Origin of the sequence: Arthrobacter sp. StoSoilB13 (genome assembly GCF_019977255.1) — a bacterium.
Lineage (GTDB): Bacteria > Actinomycetota > Actinomycetes > Actinomycetales > Micrococcaceae > Arthrobacter.
This window is the reverse complement of the sequence record NZ_AP024649.1, coordinates 838,269-855,028: the sequence shown is the minus strand read 5'-3', so window position 1 is coordinate 855,028 and position 16,760 is coordinate 838,269. Positions and strand designations below refer to the sequence as shown.

At 62.1% G+C, this 16,760-nt stretch carries 17 protein-coding genes and 1 tRNA gene; 10 read left to right on the top strand and 8 right to left on the bottom strand.

Annotated features, from left to right (window positions below; all coding sequences use genetic code 11):
* Position 1 precedes the first annotated feature (1 nt).
* From LDP01_RS22580 to LDP01_RS22570, 3 genes are read right to left on the bottom strand one after another with little or no spacing between them, the layout of a single operon-like run.
* Positions 2–1,009 carry a glycosyltransferase family 4 protein gene (locus LDP01_RS22580; RefSeq protein WP_224094358.1) on the bottom strand — a complete coding sequence of 336 codons (1,008 nt, stop codon included), beginning with the start codon at positions 1,007–1,009 and terminating at the stop codon, positions 2–4.
* Positions 1,009–1,407 carry a 6-pyruvoyl trahydropterin synthase family protein gene (locus LDP01_RS22575; RefSeq protein WP_224094356.1) on the bottom strand — a complete coding sequence of 133 codons (399 nt, stop codon included), beginning with the start codon at positions 1,405–1,407 and terminating at the stop codon, positions 1,009–1,011. The genes LDP01_RS22580 and LDP01_RS22575 overlap by 1 nt, the downstream gene beginning before the upstream one ends.
* 3 nt (positions 1,408–1,410) lie before the next feature.
* Positions 1,411–2,412 carry a zinc-dependent alcohol dehydrogenase gene (locus tag LDP01_RS22570; protein ID WP_224094354.1) on the bottom strand — a complete coding sequence of 334 codons (1,002 nt, stop codon included), beginning with the start codon at positions 2,410–2,412 and terminating at the stop codon, positions 1,411–1,413.
* A 138-nt stretch (positions 2,413–2,550) separates the two neighbouring features.
* On the opposite strand from LDP01_RS22570, the gene LDP01_RS22565 reads away from it, so the two are divergent.
* Together LDP01_RS22565 and LDP01_RS22560 are read left to right on the top strand one after the other, a co-directional pair.
* Positions 2,551–2,640, top strand: a tRNA-Ser gene (locus LDP01_RS22565).
* A gap of 236 nt (positions 2,641–2,876) precedes the next feature.
* Entirely contained in the window at positions 2,877–3,035 is a 159-nt protein-coding gene (locus LDP01_RS22560) for a hypothetical protein (RefSeq protein ID WP_224094353.1), read from the top strand.
* 233 nt (positions 3,036–3,268) lie between these two features.
* Here LDP01_RS22560 and LDP01_RS22555 read toward each other — a convergent pair whose 3' ends face one another.
* From LDP01_RS22555 to LDP01_RS22545, 3 genes are all read right to left on the bottom strand, one after another.
* The gene (locus LDP01_RS22555; RefSeq protein WP_224094351.1) at positions 3,269–3,727 is read right to left on the bottom strand and encodes an FG-GAP repeat domain-containing protein; all 459 of its coding nucleotides are present in this window, start codon (positions 3,725–3,727) and stop codon (positions 3,269–3,271) included.
* Positions 3,699–4,103 carry a hypothetical protein gene (locus tag LDP01_RS22550; protein ID WP_224094349.1) on the bottom strand — a complete coding sequence of 135 codons (405 nt, stop codon included), beginning with the start codon at positions 4,101–4,103 and terminating at the stop codon, positions 3,699–3,701. Before LDP01_RS22550 ends, LDP01_RS22555 begins: the two co-directional genes overlap by 29 nt.
* Positions 4,104–4,505: 402 nt before the next feature.
* A complete protein-coding gene (locus LDP01_RS22545) occupies positions 4,506–5,087 on the bottom strand; it encodes a phosphotransferase family protein (RefSeq protein WP_263422281.1) in 582 nt (193 codons plus the stop codon).
* 66 nt (positions 5,088–5,153) lie between these two features.
* Between LDP01_RS22545 and LDP01_RS22540 the strand changes: the two genes are divergently transcribed.
* Complete coding sequence (locus LDP01_RS22540; protein WP_224095173.1) at positions 5,154–5,333, top strand: hypothetical protein; 180 nt, start codon at positions 5,154–5,156, stop codon at positions 5,331–5,333.
* Positions 5,334–5,427: 94 nt separating this feature from the next.
* On the opposite strand, the gene LDP01_RS22535 is transcribed toward LDP01_RS22540, so the two are convergent.
* Together LDP01_RS22535 and LDP01_RS22530 are read right to left on the bottom strand one after the other, a co-directional pair.
* A complete protein-coding gene (locus LDP01_RS22535; protein ID WP_224095147.1) occupies positions 5,428–6,066 on the bottom strand; it encodes a hypothetical protein in 639 nt (212 codons plus the stop codon).
* Positions 6,067–6,336: 270 nt separating this feature from the next.
* Positions 6,337–7,617, bottom strand: coding sequence for an MFS transporter (locus tag LDP01_RS22530; protein ID WP_224094346.1), 1,281 nt, complete (start codon positions 7,615–7,617; stop codon positions 6,337–6,339).
* Positions 7,618–8,077: 460 nt separating this feature from the next.
* On the opposite strand from LDP01_RS22530, the gene LDP01_RS22525 reads away from it, so the two are divergent.
* From LDP01_RS22525 to LDP01_RS22500, 7 genes are all read left to right on the top strand, one after another.
* Complete coding sequence (locus LDP01_RS22525) at positions 8,078–8,629, top strand: SRPBCC family protein (protein ID WP_527249116.1); 552 nt, start codon at positions 8,078–8,080, stop codon at positions 8,627–8,629.
* 133 nt (positions 8,630–8,762) lie between these two features.
* Positions 8,763–9,440, top strand: coding sequence for a hypothetical protein (locus LDP01_RS22520; protein ID WP_224094344.1), 678 nt, complete (start codon positions 8,763–8,765; stop codon positions 9,438–9,440).
* A gap of 44 nt (positions 9,441–9,484) precedes the next feature.
* Entirely contained in the window at positions 9,485–10,222 is a 738-nt protein-coding gene (locus LDP01_RS22515; protein ID WP_224094342.1) for a YcnI family copper-binding membrane protein, read from the top strand.
* 114 nt (positions 10,223–10,336) lie between these two features.
* Positions 10,337–10,966 carry a DUF4232 domain-containing protein gene (locus LDP01_RS22510; RefSeq protein WP_224094339.1) on the top strand — a complete coding sequence of 210 codons (630 nt, stop codon included), beginning with the start codon at positions 10,337–10,339 and terminating at the stop codon, positions 10,964–10,966.
* Positions 10,967–11,021: 55 nt separating this feature from the next.
* Complete coding sequence (locus tag LDP01_RS22505; protein ID WP_527249100.1) at positions 11,022–15,719, top strand: ATP-dependent helicase; 4,698 nt, start codon at positions 11,022–11,024, stop codon at positions 15,717–15,719.
* On the top strand, positions 15,682–15,933 hold the full coding sequence (locus tag LDP01_RS24050; RefSeq protein WP_527249099.1) for a hypothetical protein: 252 nt from the start codon (positions 15,682–15,684) through the stop codon (positions 15,931–15,933). Before LDP01_RS22505 ends, LDP01_RS24050 begins: the two co-directional genes overlap by 38 nt.
* Positions 15,926–16,756, top strand: a complete 831-nt coding sequence (locus LDP01_RS22500) for a DNA-formamidopyrimidine glycosylase family protein (protein WP_224094336.1) — start codon at positions 15,926–15,928, stop codon at positions 16,754–16,756. Before LDP01_RS24050 ends, LDP01_RS22500 begins: the two co-directional genes overlap by 8 nt.
* Positions 16,757–16,760: the final 4 nt, after the last annotated feature.

Sequence of the window (16,760 nt, the reverse complement as noted above, 5' to 3'; positions counted from 1 at the left end):
CCTATTCTGCACCCTCGCCGCTGCCGAGGGCTTTCAGAACGGTTGCTGCTGTGGTGTCCCACCCGGGAAGGTCGGACCGCGCCCGGAGTGCTGCCGTGCGCCAGCGCTGTTGGAGCTCTTGGTCGCTGAGCCATCTCCGGAGGGTGCTGGCAAGGTTGTTGGGCTGTGTGAGGTCAAGCGCCATCCCCGCTCCCGTGTTCCCGAGAGCTTCCACAGCACCGGTCCCCTGCCGGACAACAACCGGAACGCCATGGGCCAGGGACTCCGTCACTACCAGCCCGAACGACTCGGACTTCGAGATGAGGATGCTGAGATCGGCTGTGCTCCATTGGTTCTCCAACGGTTTGCCGGTTAACTCCCCAGTCATCATGATGCGGTTTTGGAGTTTGTAACGTTCGACGGCGGCCCTGACCTCTGCCGCGTACGCCGGGTCAGGCTGGTCTGTGCCGATCAGGGCGGCCGTCCAGGGGAGGTCCTTTAGCGTGGCGAGTGCTTCCACCAGTTCTCTTTGGCTCTTGTTGGGTAGCAACGCAGCGAGGGCAATGATGTGCGGCGGTTCCGAGCCCTTTGCTGTTTCAGCCGCTGCAACTCCGGGATGGGCAACCACCACGTTTTTGAGGCCATGGGTTTTTTCCAGTGCGGCAGCAGCATGGGCGCTCGGGCATATCACTCCCGTGGCCGCGGTCATGGCCCTGGACTCAAGGTCCGGGTAGTCTGCGAGCGCCATGTGGGACAGGATCCACACCTTGGTTCCGGCGCTCACCGCGCCCGCCACTTCGTCCGGTGCCCCACTGGCGACCAAGCCATCGGCAATCACTGTGGTGCCGCCGTCGAGCATTCCGGCAAACCGCTGCCGGTCCGCCGCGCTCCCAACCGGCCAATCGCCGTCGACGATGACTGTCTCTATCCCGACGCCCAGGGCTGTCAATTGCTCGGCGAGCTTGGCGTTGTACTTGTTCCCGCCGGAGCCGTGCCGGACGTTTCCCGGCACCAGGAAGCGGATGTGCATTACTTAGCCGGGAGCTCCAGTGAATATCCTGCCCACGCATCCGGATTCTCGCGAAGGAGGACGTCGATACCGTTGAGGGCTGGTCCATCCGGGGTGTCCGTGATGCGCGCGGCAACTGCGTCGGCGATGTGCTTGGCCAACGCCTCCGTGGTGGACAACTTGCCCTTGAACGCGGGGTGTTCGTCGAGGTTCTTGTAGTTCAGGTCGTCAAGAATTTCCTCGAGAATGCCGCCTGCAGCACCGATATCCAGGACGATCGCGTCCTCGTTGAGATCGGGGCGGCGGAAGGTCACCTCGGCGACGAACGTAGCACCGTGGAGGCCCTGCGCTGGGCCGAACGCTTCGCGGGGAAGGCTGTGGGCAATCATGAAGTGGCGTCGGACGGTCAGGCTGAACATGTCTTATTCCTCCGGCTTTGGATAGGCGACCACGTGGCAAAAGCCGCCGGGCTGTTCAAACAACTTAACGAGGGTGATGGGCAGATTCTGAAATTGACACTCGCTGCTGAGGAATGCATCGAACAGCGGATCTTTCAGGGTTGCCGCCGCGAGTTGGAGGCGCTGGGCGTTGGTTCTCCTGTGCCTCCTGGGCAGCGCCACTGCCCCAACCTGGCTGGAGCGGATGGTGAGCCTGCGCGCGTGAAAATCCTCGCCCAACGGCAGGGTGACTTCCTTGTCAGCGAACCACGACAGCTCGATCACGTCGGAATCATCGCCGGCAAGTTGAAGGCTCAGTTTGAGACCCTCGTTGGATGCGGAACAGTGGAAAACGATGTCGCAATCGTTCTCTGCCTCGTCCGGGAGCGCGAAGTCAATGTTGAGTTTTTCGGCGAGATTTCTCTTGTCCGCATCTGCATCCACGAGTTGCAGGCGGCCCAGCGGATACTTCCGGAGGATGGTCGCCAGGACACCGCCCACCAGGCCACCCCCGACGACGGCGACACGGTCTCCCAGCCTCGGCCCGGCTTCCCAAAGGGCATTGATGGCCACTTCCACGATGCCCGTAAGCACGGCACGGCGGGCAGGCACCCCTTCCGGGATGGCTGTGAGCTGGCTCGTGGGGACCACGTAGAAATCCTGGTGCGGGTGCAGGCTGAAGACGGTTTTGCCGGTCCAGTTGTCCGGGCCTTGTTCTACGACGCCGACGGACAGGTAGCCGTACTTGACCGGCCCTGGGAAGTCGCCCTCCTGATGAGGGGCGTGCATCAGATCAGCAACGCGCTCCGGAACGCGCCCTTCATGCACCACGCGCTCCGTGCCGCGGCTGACGCCCGAGTACAGGGTCCTGACGAGGGCTTCTTTGGGACCCGGAGTTGGTATGGCTTCCGGGCGCAACTCACCGTGTCCCGACTCAGTGACCCAGTATGCCTGGGCCTCGTGTTCTTGTTCGCGCGAGATAGTCATGATGCTTATGAATCTATCGCTGGGGCGGTGCGTGCGGAAGTTGAGTTCACTTCCCGGCGTTTCCCGGGCGCGTGTCCCAGGGCTCGCTTCGGGCTCGTTTTGGGGAACGGGCCCCAACTCCGGTACCCTATTTCAGTTGGTGACGTGTCCGAGCGGCCGAAGGTGCAACACTCGAAATGTTGTTTGGTGTAAAAGCCAACGTGGGTTCAAATCCCACCGTCACCGCCACGTAGAAAGGCCCTGCTTCCCTTTGTTTATGAGGGATGCGGGGCCTTTCTGCATCTATGGACACAGCGTGCATTGGTTCTGGCCCTTGCCCCGTTCACATTGCCCGGCACGTCATGGCGATTCGTTGGCACGGCCAGGTTTAGCAGCATCCCCATTTCCTTCCGGTGCGGGTAATCTTGATTTAGTAAGGGCGCTTAGTTTATGACTAGTTTGTTCGACAACGCGAAAGGAAAGAAATGATCATCCTGGGACTTGTTCTGCTGATCGTCGGCTGGCTACTCAATATCGGCATCCTCGTCACCATCGGCTGGATTGTGCTGGCCATCGGCCTCATACTGCTTATTCTCGGCGCGCTCAATCGCCCCATCTTGGCTGGGCGCCGGTATTGGTACTAGCCACGACGCCCCCGACGCTTTTCAGCGCTTCGAGCTAAATTTAGACAGAGGCATGCCGTTTGGATGACCGACCTGGTGCGTCCAAGTGTCCCGATGGTGCCCCGTTACGCCCCTCAGCCGGCAGCATGGCCTCAATGATGGACTCATGGGGCGTGCATGAAGACCGGCGTCTCAGGAGGATAGCTGCTCGTTCGAGTGGGCGAAGAACCCTCGCCACCGGGCTGGCGCGCAGTTCAGCCGAAGAGTGCCGGTGTTGGGATGTTCAGGAGCCGCCGTGTCCACGTAAAGCTGCCTGCCCCGTTGCCAGGATAGAGCCACATGGAACCCGCGATATCGCGGGCGATGACGTCGGCATGTCCGTCATAGTCAAAATCCCCGGGGGCGGCAATCAGATCCATCTTCTGCCAGCCCCACCCAACCTGTACGCGGCTCATCCACCCGCCAGCCCCGTTTCCCGGATACAGCCACATCGCACCACCCGTATCCACAGCGAGAACGTCCGGCTTCCCGTCCGCATTGAAGTCACGTCCACTGAAGATGGAAGCCATGATGTTCCACCCCGACCCGACTTGGGTGCGCCCGGGCAGCCATCCACCAGAGCCGTCGCCCCTATACATCCAGAGCGCACCCGCGTCGTCGCGGGCCAGAACGTCGGAGGCGCCGTCACCGTTCCAATCTCCAGGTGAAACCATTGCTGTCATCACGTCCCAGCCCCAACCGACTTGTTCCGCGTCGGCCCCCGCCAATGCCGGTGCGTAAGTACAAGCCGCCGTCGCTGCTGCGGAACATCCAGTCGGCTTGGGCGTTTCCATCCCAGTCCCCCGGCGTAACCAAGGCGTCCGCGTCCAAAACGACAGTGTTTCCGGGGCCCAGACCCTGCCCTTCCCAACCGGGCTTACCCTCATACACGATTACGTGGCCCTCGTCAGTGATGGTGACCAGATCGGAATAAACTACACCCCAGTCCCACCACAGCTGAATGAAGTTGTGCCAGGAGTCATCTGCGCGGGCAGGAGCAGCCACCGCGGGCTGGGTAAGCGTCATGGCAACTACAGCAGAAAGGATCATGACCAGACGGCGCACGGTAGCCCCCCCCCCAATTCCTAGCGCACCCCAGCGACACGCTCTTGCCGCGAGGGTACTCGGCCTGCAATAGCCGCCGCAATATTCACTGTTGCGATTCCACGCCGGCGTCGCGCATGGAAAGGAACAAACTCTGACCAGGGCAAAACAGGCGTAGCGGTAACGCAGCAGTAACGGAATCTCTGCGAACGGGTGTTTGAAGATGTGAGCGGATGTACCCGATCACCGCTAAGTCCCCGGGGATTCCGGCCGTGTTCGGCCCGGTGTCGTGGCTGTCCATATGGGTTCAAATCCCACCGTCACCGCCGCGTAGAAAGGCCCTGCTTTCCTTTGTTTATGAGGGAGGAGGGACCTTTTTGGCCGGGTGCAGCGAGGCAGTGAGGACATCTAAAAGTTGGCCAGCGCGTCACTCAGCATCCTGTGGCCCTGTCGCTCAAACCCTTCGTCCCCAACTTGGTATGCCCATGCAGAGGTAGCCACAGCCTCGCGCAGGAGCGCAACATCCCACTGCTCACGATCTCTGGGATCTGATCCGTACCCCTCAAAAAAGGCAGCCTCCAAATGAGGATGAGACCGCCACTGCTGCACAGCCAGACGACAGAAGTCAGTTGCAGCTGGCCTGAATCCGTAGCGGCCAAAGTCGATGATCCTAAGCTCGGTGCCGTCCATCAGCCAGTTGCGTGGTTGCCAGTCACCGTGAGTCGGGACGAGCACCACAGGGTTCGGCTGATATGCGCCGAGAATGGCCTGGACTTTCTCAGCGAAAGCTCTTTCGATGCGGTGGGGCGTCCTCAGCCACGACAACGCTTTGGAAGTGGCTGCCGACTCGTAGTCCGGGTCAGTCCGCGACGCTTGCCCGTGAAACGCACGCAGCAGGCACCCGGCTTGCAGATAGGTTTCAGCCTCATATTCAGCTTCGGTTCCCTCCACGAGGGAACCCTCCAGATATTCGGTCATCAAGATGTTCATGGAACGATCCGATTGAAGCAGCTTAGGCGCGCGGGTCTGCCGGGCCCACACATTCACCGAGGTCTCGTGGGCTTCTATCTCACGTCCTATGTGGTGATTCAAAGACCCAGCAGCTTTGACTATGTACTTATGGTGCCTGTTCGCTACTTCAAGGACTGCGGTATCTACGAGATTCCAGGAGAGATCCTTGAGGAGACGAACACCTGGCAACCAGCTTTCTACAAGTTCGGCCTGGCTCACGCTTAGCCGGTTACAGTGCCAGGATTCCATTCCAGAAGACTAATCCTCGATGCAGTCCCACATCAGCTTGAACGGAACTCTTTCCCGCGCGAGGCAACTGCTACTGCCATGACATCGTGAACCAGATGATCGCGATGACGTAGCCAACCAGTGCCAGCAAAGCGAAGCGTTTGGGCGTGCCCACTGGGTTCTTCTTGGTAAAGCCGAAGAACGAGTTGATATTGAACAAATGAAGCAGCAACCCTCCGCCAAGCAGCCCTACAAACATCGAGGGTGGCGCCACCAAAAGGACGCTCGCGGCAAAGAACACATACTCCAGCACGAACGCCAGTCGGGGCCGGGCCCACAGGCCAAAGCCGACGCGGCGATCATTCCGTCCCCAGCCAAGTACTGGAAGGTCCCGGAGGTGGACCACCGCATCCAGAAGCCAGTGAGACAGGACGCCGACCCAAAAAAGAACACCTACAAGAACACTCTGGTAGATCAGCCCGGCCAGCGCTGCGGGCACAATACTGAGCGCACCACCGAGGACCAGCGAATGCGAGTACGGGTAGGAGGTGAATTTGACGCAGGATTGCAGCGGATTGTTGCGGTCCACTTTGACCGACTCTTTGCCAGCGAAAACCAATCCAGGCCAAACAATGTCTGGCCACGCGACTGCCACGGCGATGGGTAAGGCGGGCGTTTCAGGCGCCACTGCGAGAATGACCGCAGCTGCGGCGAAATGACCTATGTACACAATCGTCAAGCCTAGTGTCGGCAACAACGGCATCGGCATTCTTAACCCGCCACCGCGAGTCGCCCTGATAGTCACCACGAGCGAGATCGGGGCGCTCCCGGAAAGCTAAGGCGGCGAGGCCAACCTCCCGGTAGGATTCAGCACAACGAACCAGCAAAAGCACCGACTACTAATTACGTGGCCGCACTCCCCCAAACATGATGCAGATCCGTGTCATCGGCTCTGTCTGCAGGCGGATAGACGGCGGCTAGCCATAAGGGACAGCGTGCTCTACGTACGGGGCGAAGCCAGGGACGATTTCTCCTGGTGTGCTGGTGTCGGAGTAGAGGCTCTTGATGCGGTGATACGCCCTACAACCAACACCAAGGCAAGAGCAATGATCACAGGCACGCAGACTGAAAGAACAATGAAGCTGGTATCCACGCCGAATCCAATGAGGACCCCGCCGAAGATCGGCCCAACCACGGATCCGAGTCGGCCCAGCGAAGCAGCCCATCCGACGCCGGCCGTCACGGTTGCTTGCGGATACAGTGTGACCGCCAGCGCCGTAGCGCCGATCATTCCGGCCTGGAGTCCCAGGCCGACTCCACCGAAGACCAGCAGCAGCAGAGTTTTGTCGGGGCCGAGAAACGCAGAAACAACAAGGAACGTAATGGCGACGGCCGAGGTTCCAGCCAGCACGGACGTCATGCGGAATCGACGCGATCCGACAATCAGCACGCCAGCACCCACGATGCTTCCGATGCCCAGAGCTGCTGACCCCAAGGGTGCTAGCCCGGCACTGAAGCCGTAACTGGTGAGCAGGGTCGGCAACCACGACGAGAACACGTAGAACACGGCGAATATGAGGAAGGAAAAGGCCCACAGGAGCAGCGTCCTGCTTCGAACAGAGGCATCGAACAGGCGGGCAACCGACGCATGGTGCTTGGCCTCGGGCGCTTCGTGGAGCGGGTCTGACGCTTGGCTGCCTGACAACCCGAACCACAGGAATGGCAGGAGAACGCCAGAGGCGATAGCACCCAAAATGAACACCCATTCCCACCCAAATGCGCCCACAATGCCACTGCCGGTGAGACCCGCAATGAGTGCCCCGAAGGAGATGCCCGTCATCACGACCACTGCAATGGATTGACGCAAGCGTGCGGGATTGACTGCGGTTGCATGCGATACAGCGGCTGGAAGAACGGCACCCAATCCCAGACCCGTTATGAACCGCAGAATCGTGAGTTCCACAATCGAAGTCGACCACGCTGTCAGCAGCGAACCAACAGTGAAGACCACAACTGCAGAAAGGATGACGTTCCGGGTGCCCAGCCTGGCCACGAGGCGTCCCACAGCGAGATATCCCAGAGCCACTCCGGCGCTGGTCAGCGAGAGGGCAGGAGTGAAGAACGAGGGCTGAACCCCCCAGTCCTTGGCAATCGTAGGTATGGACACACCCAGCGCGACCGTGTCATAGCCATCGAGCACTACAGCCGCGCATGTAAGAAACAGAACCCACCATTTCGGCTTTGCCTCTTCCTGTTTCTTGAATTCGCTCGTCGTGTCCATTGGACATCCTTAAGGTAGGGAGGGCTTCGAATCCAGTTTCGAAGCTGGGGCATCACCGGTTATCGGCGGCTGGACAAACCACGGCGAGAGATAGGCCCTCCGTCATTGGAGGCTCCCTCATGCGACTTCTCAATTACCAACAACAGATGCAAATTCGCCGTCAAACGTGGCCCAAGTGCGGGGCTGGCGAGGTGCCGAACGTGGTGAAGATTATTGGCACTTCGTCATTTTTATCTTCTTAGTGCTTAAAGGTCAAGACCTAATTTGCTTGATACTAAGTATCTTATTGATGTTGGTGCTTGCCCTGACCTGAACTTCAGTCCAGCTATTTCCTGCCGAGTCCTACCCATACAGGTCCGCCCAGCAGCGACTTTTCGTAGGAACAGCCGCCGTGTCAGCAGTACATTAATCACGGATGCCACAAGACACCCTCGGAGCCACACCCACTGCGGAGGCAGCAATGGCCGGGTTGACCAATAAGACGAGCAAAAGCACCGACTACGAGTTCGTCACCGTGTGGCGTGTGCCCGGAACACGTGAGGAAGTGGTGGATGTCCTCGGCAACGCCGGTACCCTCAAGCAGTGGTGGCCTGCCGTCTATCTCCAAGTCACCCCGGTAAACGAGGGCAACCCGGATGGCACCGGTAAATCCTTCGACCTCCACACCAAGGGCTGGCTTCCTTACACCTTGCGTTGGCGGCTCACAGTTACCGAACCCGTTACCCTGCACGGCTTTGCACTCAAAGCCGAGGGAGACCTCAACGGCACTGGCCGCTGGACTTTCGAAACCGACGGCCCTGAAGTCGTCATCACCTACGACTGGCGGGTCAGCGCCGCCAAGCCACTCCTGCGCAGGCTGAGCTGGCTCCTGAAGCCTGCATTCTCGGCCAACCACCACTGGGCCATGGCGCGTGGCGAGGAAAGCCTGAAACTTGAGCTCCGCCGTCGTCGTCCTGGTGCGGACCTCAGCCGTATCCCGGAGCCACCCCGACCAACCTTTGTCCGCACCTAAGGCGCCGGCATCGCCACAAAGCGTCAAAGTATCCACATAGGCACCCATCCGAGGCCAGTCCAACTCCGAACTCCCGATAGAATCAGGACGCTGACAACAGCAGCATCCAGGCAGGCAATTTAGGGAGGACTCCGTGCGCTTATCGCAGCCCCGGGCACCCTTCCATGCCTTGCGGTCCGGCGCGATCTCGCTCGTTATCGTGTTTCTTGCTGCCGGAGCCCATGTGATCGGCGGCGGCGAACTTCCCGTTGTCCCGGTCCTGTTGGCACTTGTCGCCTTGACGGCATTGGCCGCGACGCTGGCCACGCGCTTCAAACTCAACGTCGCCTCCATGACAGCCTTGCTTGGAACCAGCCAGTTCGTACTCCACGAAGCCTTCACAGCTTTGAGTCCAGTGACGGCAACAGCCCAAGGAAATGCGCACCACGCCGCGGCCGAGTCCCTGAATCCTTTGCTCTACACAGCGGCGCCCCACCTCCATGAGCTGGACTCAACTCTGGGCGCCGTGATGTTGGCTGGCCACATCCTGGCCACGATCGGCTCTGCCGTGATCCTGGCCAAGGGCGAGGACGCACTGTGGCAGCTGGCGGCGTGGCTGCGTCCATTGGTTGCGCTGCCCACGCTGCTGTTCAGGCCCGACGCCGGCGCCTCCCCTATCGCCGTCGGCGCACCTGACGTTTTCCTGCCCCGCCCCTGGCGGAACCTGAGGCAAGACAGCCGCCGCGGCCCCGCCCGCCGCCGTCGTTCTTCCCTGATTCCGCCCGGCACCAGCGCAACGCACCAAGCAGACGCCTTTGGTGACGGGCCATAAACCCGTACCCGGCGCCAACTCCGGCGCCCTTGAAAGGCAATCCCATGAAGAAGTCCACCCTCCGCCGTACCCTGTCCGCGACCGCTGCCGCCGGCGGAACCGCTGCCTTGATGATGGCCGGCCTGGCCGGAGCATCCGCACACGTATCGGCGGATCCGAACAAGACTGCCGCAAACTCGTACGCCCTGTTGACGTTCGGTATCCCCCACGGCTGCGACACGTTCGGCACAACAAAAGTCGCTATCTCGTTGCCCGAGGAACTGACCGATGCCCAGCCCACAGTCAACCCAAACTGGACCGTCGAGAAAGTTACGGAGACGTTGGCGGAGCCGAAGAAGCTGGACAATGGCACCACCATCACGAAGCGGACCAGCCAGATCGTGTACACAGCCAAGGCTCCGCTGGACCCGCATCTTCGTGATGCTTTGGTTCTCTCGGTCAAGCTGCCCGACGCCGCTGGCAAGACGCTCTATTTCCCCACTCTGCAGACCTGCGAGCAGGGCCAGACTGACTGGTCGGAGATCCCGAAGGAGGGACAGGACGAGCACGAGCTCAAGGCCCCGGCCCCGGCCGTAACCATCACACCGGCCGAAGCCGAAGGTGACCACCACGCAGCAGGCACGGTGTCAACGGAGCAGGCGTCATCGGTGACCGACGACGGATCACAGGCACGCAGCTGGGCGGGCCTTGTTGCCGGTATCGCTGGTTTGGGCCTGGGCGGCGCCGCGTTCTTCCGCGGCCGGTCAGCGAAGACAGCAGCGGCCAAGGTCGACGCAAAGTAACAGGGCGAACCTTTAGCGGATTGGCGTCCGGAAAGATCACGATCCGGACGCCAATCCTCTTTCCGTGCCGTGGCTCAATTGACTCGCGTCACACCCGGCGCAAGGCTGGTGCGCATGTGGACTCAGCGCATCAAAACCGGACTTGTGACAACGACGGCGGCAGCCTCGCTGCTGCTCCTTGCTGCTTGCGGGCCAAGCCCAAGCCCCGCAGGAAGCAGCAGTGCCCCGCCCACCTCATCTTCGGCATCTCCGACGTCGGCTTCCCCCAGCGCGAGCAACTCGCCTTCACCGTCGGGAACGGTCAGCTCCGAAGCACCCGCCGCCGAAGGTCAATGCAAGGCCGATTCCCTGACTGCCGCCACTGATTCCACTGGCGGCGGCGCTGCCGGAAGCATCTACGAAAAACTGATCCTGACGAACTCCGGAACCACGCCTTGTACCCTTGAGGGTTTCGCAGGCGTTTCTTTGACGGCCGACGCCAACGGTGCCCCTATCGGCGAGCCTGCTACCCGCGAAACCACCACGCCGGTCACCAAGATTGAGCTTGCCCCGGGCAAATCGGCGTGGGCTGAACTGCGCTACACCCAGGCTGGAAACTACGGCGACTGCACCAAGGTGCCTGCTGCCGGTTACCGCATCTACCCGCCAAATGACACCGCGTCACTGTTCGTTGCCGAGCAGCACGATGCCTGCAGCAACACCGGCATCAAACTACTGACCATCACTGCCTTCCAGGCCGTCTAACCATCAACCCACGGCTCGGGCTTATTCTGTCTGAGCCGTGGGGCATGATGGAGGAATGCAGGAGCAGCAGGCGTCCACGGGCGCCATCGGCCGTTTCAGCCAGGCAACCAGGGAATGGTTCCTTGGCGCTTTTTCCGCGCCCACCCCCGCTCAGGATGGCGCCTGGAACGCTATCTCTTCGGGCTCGCATGCCCTGGTGGTGGCCCCCACTGGTTCCGGCAAGACTCTTGCCGCCTTCCTTTGGGCCTTGGACAGGTTGCATTCCACGCCGTCGGACACGTTGCCGGGGTTGGAATCCGTCCCCGACGGGAAGGGGCGCGCCAAACGTCCTAAAACAAAGACCCGCGTCCTTTACATTTCGCCACTCAAAGCACTGGGCGTGGACGTGGAACGGAACCTTCGCTCACCGCTCATCGGGATAACGCAAACCGCCAAACGATTGGGACTGCCGGCACCTCTTGTGACAGTCGGAGTCCGCTCCGGAGATACGACGGCGGCAGATCGGCGCTCCCTGTTATCGAACCCGCCGGACATCCTGATCACTACGCCGGAGTCCCTTTTCTTGATGCTGACGTCCCGTGCCCGGGAAACGTTGAGCGAAGTAGACACCATCATCATCGACGAAGTGCATGCTGTAGCTGGAACCAAGCGGGGCGCCCATCTTGCGGTGTCCTTGGAAAGGCTGGATGCCCTTCTACCGAAGCCTGCCCAGCGGATCGGCCTCTCTGCTACGGTGCAGCCGCGTGAGCTCGTGGCCCAGTTCCTGGCCGGCCAGGCACCTGTGGAAATTGTGGCTCCGCCGTCCAAGAAGAACTGGAACCTCACAGTCACTGTGCCTGTGGAGGACATGTCGGACCTGCAAGGGGCCGCGGGCGCATTTGACTCCGGCCCTGCTTCCGGGCTTCAGCCGCAGGCATCCATCTGGCCCCATGTTGAGGAACAGATTGTCGATCTTGTCCTTTCCAAGCAGTCCACCATCGTCTTCGCCAACTCACGCCGCCTGGCCGAACGGCTGACCGCCAGATTGAACGAGATCCATGCCGAGCGGCAAATGTTGGCCGCGGCCGGCGGTGAGTGGGGTGCTGCCGGCAAGGCTGAGGATTCGGGAAGCTGGGGCACCGGGCCGGCCACCCAGTCCGCGGGGGCCGCTCCCGTGTCCACTGCGACGCCGGCGCATATGATGGCCCAGGCCGGCAGCACCAGCGGAGCAGATCCTGTCTTGGCACGCGCCCACCACGGCTCGGTTTCCAAGGACCAGAGGGCAATGATCGAGGATGACCTGAAGTCGGGCAGGCTGCGCTGCGTCGTTGCCACATCGTCACTGGAACTTGGCATCGATATGGGAGCCGTGGACCTTGTCATCCAGGTCGAGTCACCGCCCTCGGTAGCCAGCGGCCTACAGCGAGTAGGGCGTGCCGGCCACCAAGTGGGCGAGATCTCCGAGGGCGTGTTGTTCCCCAAGCACCGGGCTGACCTCCTTCACACCACCGTCACAGTGGAACGGATGCTGAGTGGCCAAATCGAGCGCCTCAGCATCCCCACCAATCCCTTGGACATCCTGGCCCAGCAAACCGTCGCCGCCACGGCCCTGGGCAGCATCGACGTCGAGGAATGGTTCAGCACCGTGCGCCGATCGGCGCCGTTTGCCAGCCTGCCCCGGTCCGCGTTCGAGGCCACGCTGGATCTCCTGGCCGGACGGTATCCGTCCGACGAATTTGCAGAACTTCGGCCACGCATTATCTGGGACCGGCATGCAGGCACCATTGAGGGCAGGCCGGGGGCACAGCGACTTGCGGTCACCTCGGGCGGCACCATTCCTGACAGAGGCCTTTTCGGCGTGTACATCATCGGCACGGAAGTTGAAGGATCCTCATCCCCGGCCAACGCCGATGGTGAAGGCCCCAGCGCCTCCGCCCGTGCCGCGAAAGGTGGGCGCCGCGTTGGCGAACTCGACGAAGAAATGGTTTACGAGTCGCGGGTAGGCGATATCTTTGCCCTCGGAGCCACCAGCTGGAAAATCGAAGACATCACCCACGACCGCGTATTGGTTTCCCCTGCTTTCGGCCAGCCTGGAAAGCTCCCCTTCTGGAAGGGCGGTTCGCTGGGCCGTCCGGTGGATCTCGGCCGCGCTTTGGGAGCCTTCATCCGCGAGCTTTCCGCGGCCGACCCCGCACCAGCCATGGAGCGCTGCCAGGCAAGTGGGCTCGATGCCTTCGCGGCCGGCAATCTGCTGCAGTATCTGGAAGAACAGAAGCAGGCCACAAACATCGTTCCCAGCGATCGAACATTGGTTGTGGAACGTTTCCATGACGAACTCGGGGACTGGCGTGTTGTTCTCCACAGCCCGTTCGGAATGCCTGTTCACGCGCCGTGGGCTTTGGCCGTTGGACAACGCCTTCAGCAGCGGTACGGCTTGGATGGTTCAGCCATGGCCGCCGATGACGGCATCGTTCTTCGCGTGCCCATGATGGAGGACGAGCCACCCGGTGCTGAACTGTTCCTGTTCGATCCCGAGGAACTCGAACAGATCGTCACCGCCGAGGTTGGCGGGAGTGCGTTGTTCGCCTCGCGGTTCCGTGAGTGCGCCGCCCGCGCCCTGCTGCTCCCCCGTCAAAACCCGGCCAAGCGCCAACCCCTTTGGCAGCAGCGTCAACGCTCGGCCCAATTGCTGGACGTCGCCCGAAAGTACCCGTCCTTCCCTATCGTGCTCGAAACCGTCCGCGAATGCTTGCAGGATGTTTACGATCTGCCCGCCCTGAAGGACATCGCGGCATCGGTCGAACGCCGCGAACTGCGCATTGTGGAGACCACCACCCAGCAACCATCACCCTTCGCGAAGTCCCTGCTGTTTGGCTATGTGGCACAGTTCCTTTACGAGGGCGACTCCCCCTTGGCGGAGCGTCGGGCGGCAGCCCTCGCATTGGATTCCACGCTGCTCAATGAGCTGTTGGGCAGGGTGGAACTGCGCGAGCTTCTTGACGCCGCGGTCATTGATGCCACGGAACGCGAGCTGCAGCGGCTGGTGCCGGACCGTCGCGTGCGGGGAATGGAAGGCGTTGCTGACCTCCTCCGGTTGCTTGGTCCGCTCAGTGTTGAGGAAGTGGCGGAGCGCCTTGAGGAAGGGCCGGACGCCGGCTCACACCTTGCCGCACTCCAGAAAGCCAACCGGGCGCTAAAAGTAACGATCGGCGGCGTCGAGCGTTTCGCGGCAGTGGAAGATGCCGCCCGGCTGCGCGACGCCATTGGTGTCCCCCTGCCCATGGGCGTGCCGCTCGCCTTCATTGAGCCCGTCCACGATCCCCTGGGCGACCTCGTCTCACGGTATGCGCGCACGCACGGACCATTCACAGCAGCCGAGGCCGCATCCAGGCTGGGACTTGGCGTCGCCGTCGTCAATACCGCACTGAAGCGGCTCGCTGCCGATGGCCGTGTCGTGGAGGGCGAGTTCCGGCCACATGCCGTGGCGACGGAGAGCACCCCACTAGAGCCTCTGGACTCCGAGCTCATGTCCGCCGAGGCACCGCCGTCCAGCGAATGGTGTGATGCCGAGGTCCTGCGGAAGCTCCGGCGTCGTTCTCTGGCCGCCTTGCGCGCAGAGGTTGAGCCCGTTGACACTGCCGCCTATGGGCGGTTCCTGCCGGCATGGCAGAACGTGACCGCACCTGGGAAGTCCCGAAGCCAGGCATTGCGCGGACTCGATGGCATCATTACGGCAGTTGATCAACTCTCAGGCGTTCCCATTCCCGCTTCCGCATGGGAGCCATTGGTGCTCGCGAGCCGCGTGGCGGACTACAAACCAGCCATGTTGGACGAGCTCATGGCGGCCGGTGAGTTGTTGTGGTCCGGGGCTGGCGCCTTGCCGGGTAACGACGGTTGGATCAGTCTCCATGTGGCTGACTCCGCCGAGCTGACGCTCAATCCCGCCCCGGATTTCGAGCCCGGCGACGCCCAACAGCGGCTCCTTGACTACCTGGGTGCAGGTGGCGGTTACTTCTTCCGCCAACTCACCGAGGTGGCAGGCGGAATGGACTCTGTGCTGAGCGATGATGCCGTGGTCTCGGCGCTCTGGGATCTGGTGTGGGCCGGCCGCGTCACGGGCGACACCTTTGCTCCCGTGCGGGCCATGATCGCCGGTGGGCGCACAGCACACCGGCAGGTGGCCAAGGCACCTCGCGCCCGTGCCCCGAGAATGAGCAGGTTGGGGCGCTCCCACGGTACGGGCCTACTGGGCTCCCCCGGGCTTACGGGTGGGCGCTATGGTTCCGTCTCCGGCACCGCTCCCGCCCCGCCATCGGCCGTAGGACGCTGGTCCGCGCTCCCCTCCCCCGAACTCGACCCGACCATCCACGCTCGCGGTACCGCCGAGCTTCTGCTGGACCGCTATGGCGTCGTCACCCGGGGCTCGGTCATGGCCGAGAACATCATCGGCGGTTTCGGCCTCATGTACAAAGTTCTGGCCCGTCTCGAGGAAGCCGGGCGTTGCCGCCGCGGCTACTTCATCGAGCACCTGGGAGCGGCCCAATTCGCCGTCCCAGCGACGGTGGACAGGCTCCGTTCCTTCACCGAAGATGCGCGCATCACCAAGGCAGAACCCACGGCACTGGCACTTGCAGCCACGGACCCGGCCAACCCTTACGGTGCCGCCTTGCCGTGGCCGGCGCTGTCCGTCGACGCCGGTTCCGGACACCGCCCCGGACGGAAGGGCCGGCGCGCTGGTGGTGATGGTCGACGGCGCGTTGGTCCTTTATGTTGAGCGCGGCGGTAAGACTCTTCTCACCTTCAGCCACGACGACGCCGTCCTTGCGGTGGCTGCCCAAGCTTTGGTGGACGTGGTGCGACGCGGAGCAGTGGACAAGCTTTTCATGGAAAAGGTCAACGGTCACGACCTCCTGGACACGCCGATTGCTGCTGCCCTTGCGGCTGCCGGAGCCTACTCAACCCCGAAGGGGCTGCGGATCCGTGCCTGAGGGAGATTCCATTTGGCGTGCAGCTTCACGCCTCAACGCGGCCTTGGCCGGGCAGGTCATAACAGCTTCAGACTTCCGGGTACCGCGTTTCGCCACCCTGAACCTAGCGGGTTGGACACTGACCGAGGTGGTCCCCCGGGGCAAACACCTACTCATGCGCTTGGCCGGACCGGAGGACGAGGAACTCGGAGCGAGCAGGAAACCGCGTGAGCTGACCATCCATTCCCATCTCAAGATGGAAGGCAGTTGGATGGTCTACCCACCGGGAGGCCGCTGGACGAAGCCAGGCCACACTGCGCGTTGCGTGCTGCGAACGGCTTCCGTTGACGCAGTCGGGTTCTCATTGGGCATTCTCGAGGTGGTCCCAACCAGCGAGGAAGATCGGATCGTCGGACATCTGGGGCCTGATCTGCTCGGCCCTGACTGGGACGAAGAAGAAGCCCTCCGCCGGCTCCAGGCTGAACCCGACGTCCCCATCGGCTACGCCCTGCTCGATCAGCGGAAGCTGGCCGGGATCGGCAACATCTATCGCTGCGAAGCATGCTTCCTTTCCGGAATCCACCCCGCGTTGCCTGTGGGCTCAGTGCCGGACCTCGCCAAGACAGTCAACGATGCGAAGCGGCTCCTGGGCGAGAACCTGGGTCCAGGCCTGCGGACCACCTTGGGGCCGCGGGCGATGAGGCCCGGCTACTGGGTTTACGGCAGGGCCCGGCAGCCATGCAGGCGCTGCGGAACACCTGTTCGTCGCGACGTCCTCGCAGCGCCGGATGGAACTGAAGAGCGGGACATCTACTTCTGTCCCAGATGCCAACCACTTCCGTAGGCGT

What these genes read in the sequence shown, in the direction of transcription:
- LDP01_RS22580 (WP_224094358.1), bottom strand. Translation starts at nt 1,009, where the DNA reads ATGCACATCCGCTTCCTGGTGCCGGGAAACGTCCGGCACGGCTCCGGC.
- LDP01_RS22575 (WP_224094356.1), bottom strand. Translation starts at nt 1,407, where the DNA reads ATGTTCAGCCTGACCGTCCGACGCCACTTCATGATTGCCCACAGCCTT.
- LDP01_RS22570 (WP_224094354.1), bottom strand. Translation starts at nt 2,412, where the DNA reads ATGACTATCTCGCGCGAACAAGAACACGAGGCCCAGGCATACTGGGTC.
- LDP01_RS22560 (WP_224094353.1), top strand. Translation starts at nt 2,877, where the DNA reads ATGATCATCCTGGGACTTGTTCTGCTGATCGTCGGCTGGCTACTCAAT.
- LDP01_RS22555 (WP_224094351.1), bottom strand. Translation starts at nt 3,727, where the DNA reads ATGGTTTCACCTGGAGATTGGAACGGTGACGGCGCCTCCGACGTTCTG.
- LDP01_RS22550 (WP_224094349.1), bottom strand. Translation starts at nt 4,103, where the DNA reads ATGATCCTTTCTGCTGTAGTTGCCATGACGCTTACCCAGCCCGCGGTG.
- LDP01_RS22545 (WP_263422281.1), bottom strand. Translation starts at nt 5,087, where the DNA reads ATGAACATCTTGATGACCGAATATCTGGAGGGTTCCCTCGTGGAGGGA.
- LDP01_RS22530 (WP_224094346.1), bottom strand. Translation starts at nt 7,617, where the DNA reads ATGGACACGACGAGCGAATTCAAGAAACAGGAAGAGGCAAAGCCGAAA.
- LDP01_RS22525 (WP_527249116.1), top strand. Translation starts at nt 8,078, where the DNA reads ATGGCCGGGTTGACCAATAAGACGAGCAAAAGCACCGACTACGAGTTC.
- LDP01_RS22515 (WP_224094342.1), top strand. Translation starts at nt 9,485, where the DNA reads ATGAAGAAGTCCACCCTCCGCCGTACCCTGTCCGCGACCGCTGCCGCC.
- LDP01_RS22510 (WP_224094339.1), top strand. Translation starts at nt 10,337, where the DNA reads ATGTGGACTCAGCGCATCAAAACCGGACTTGTGACAACGACGGCGGCA.
- LDP01_RS22505 (WP_527249100.1), top strand. Translation starts at nt 11,022, where the DNA reads ATGCAGGAGCAGCAGGCGTCCACGGGCGCCATCGGCCGTTTCAGCCAG.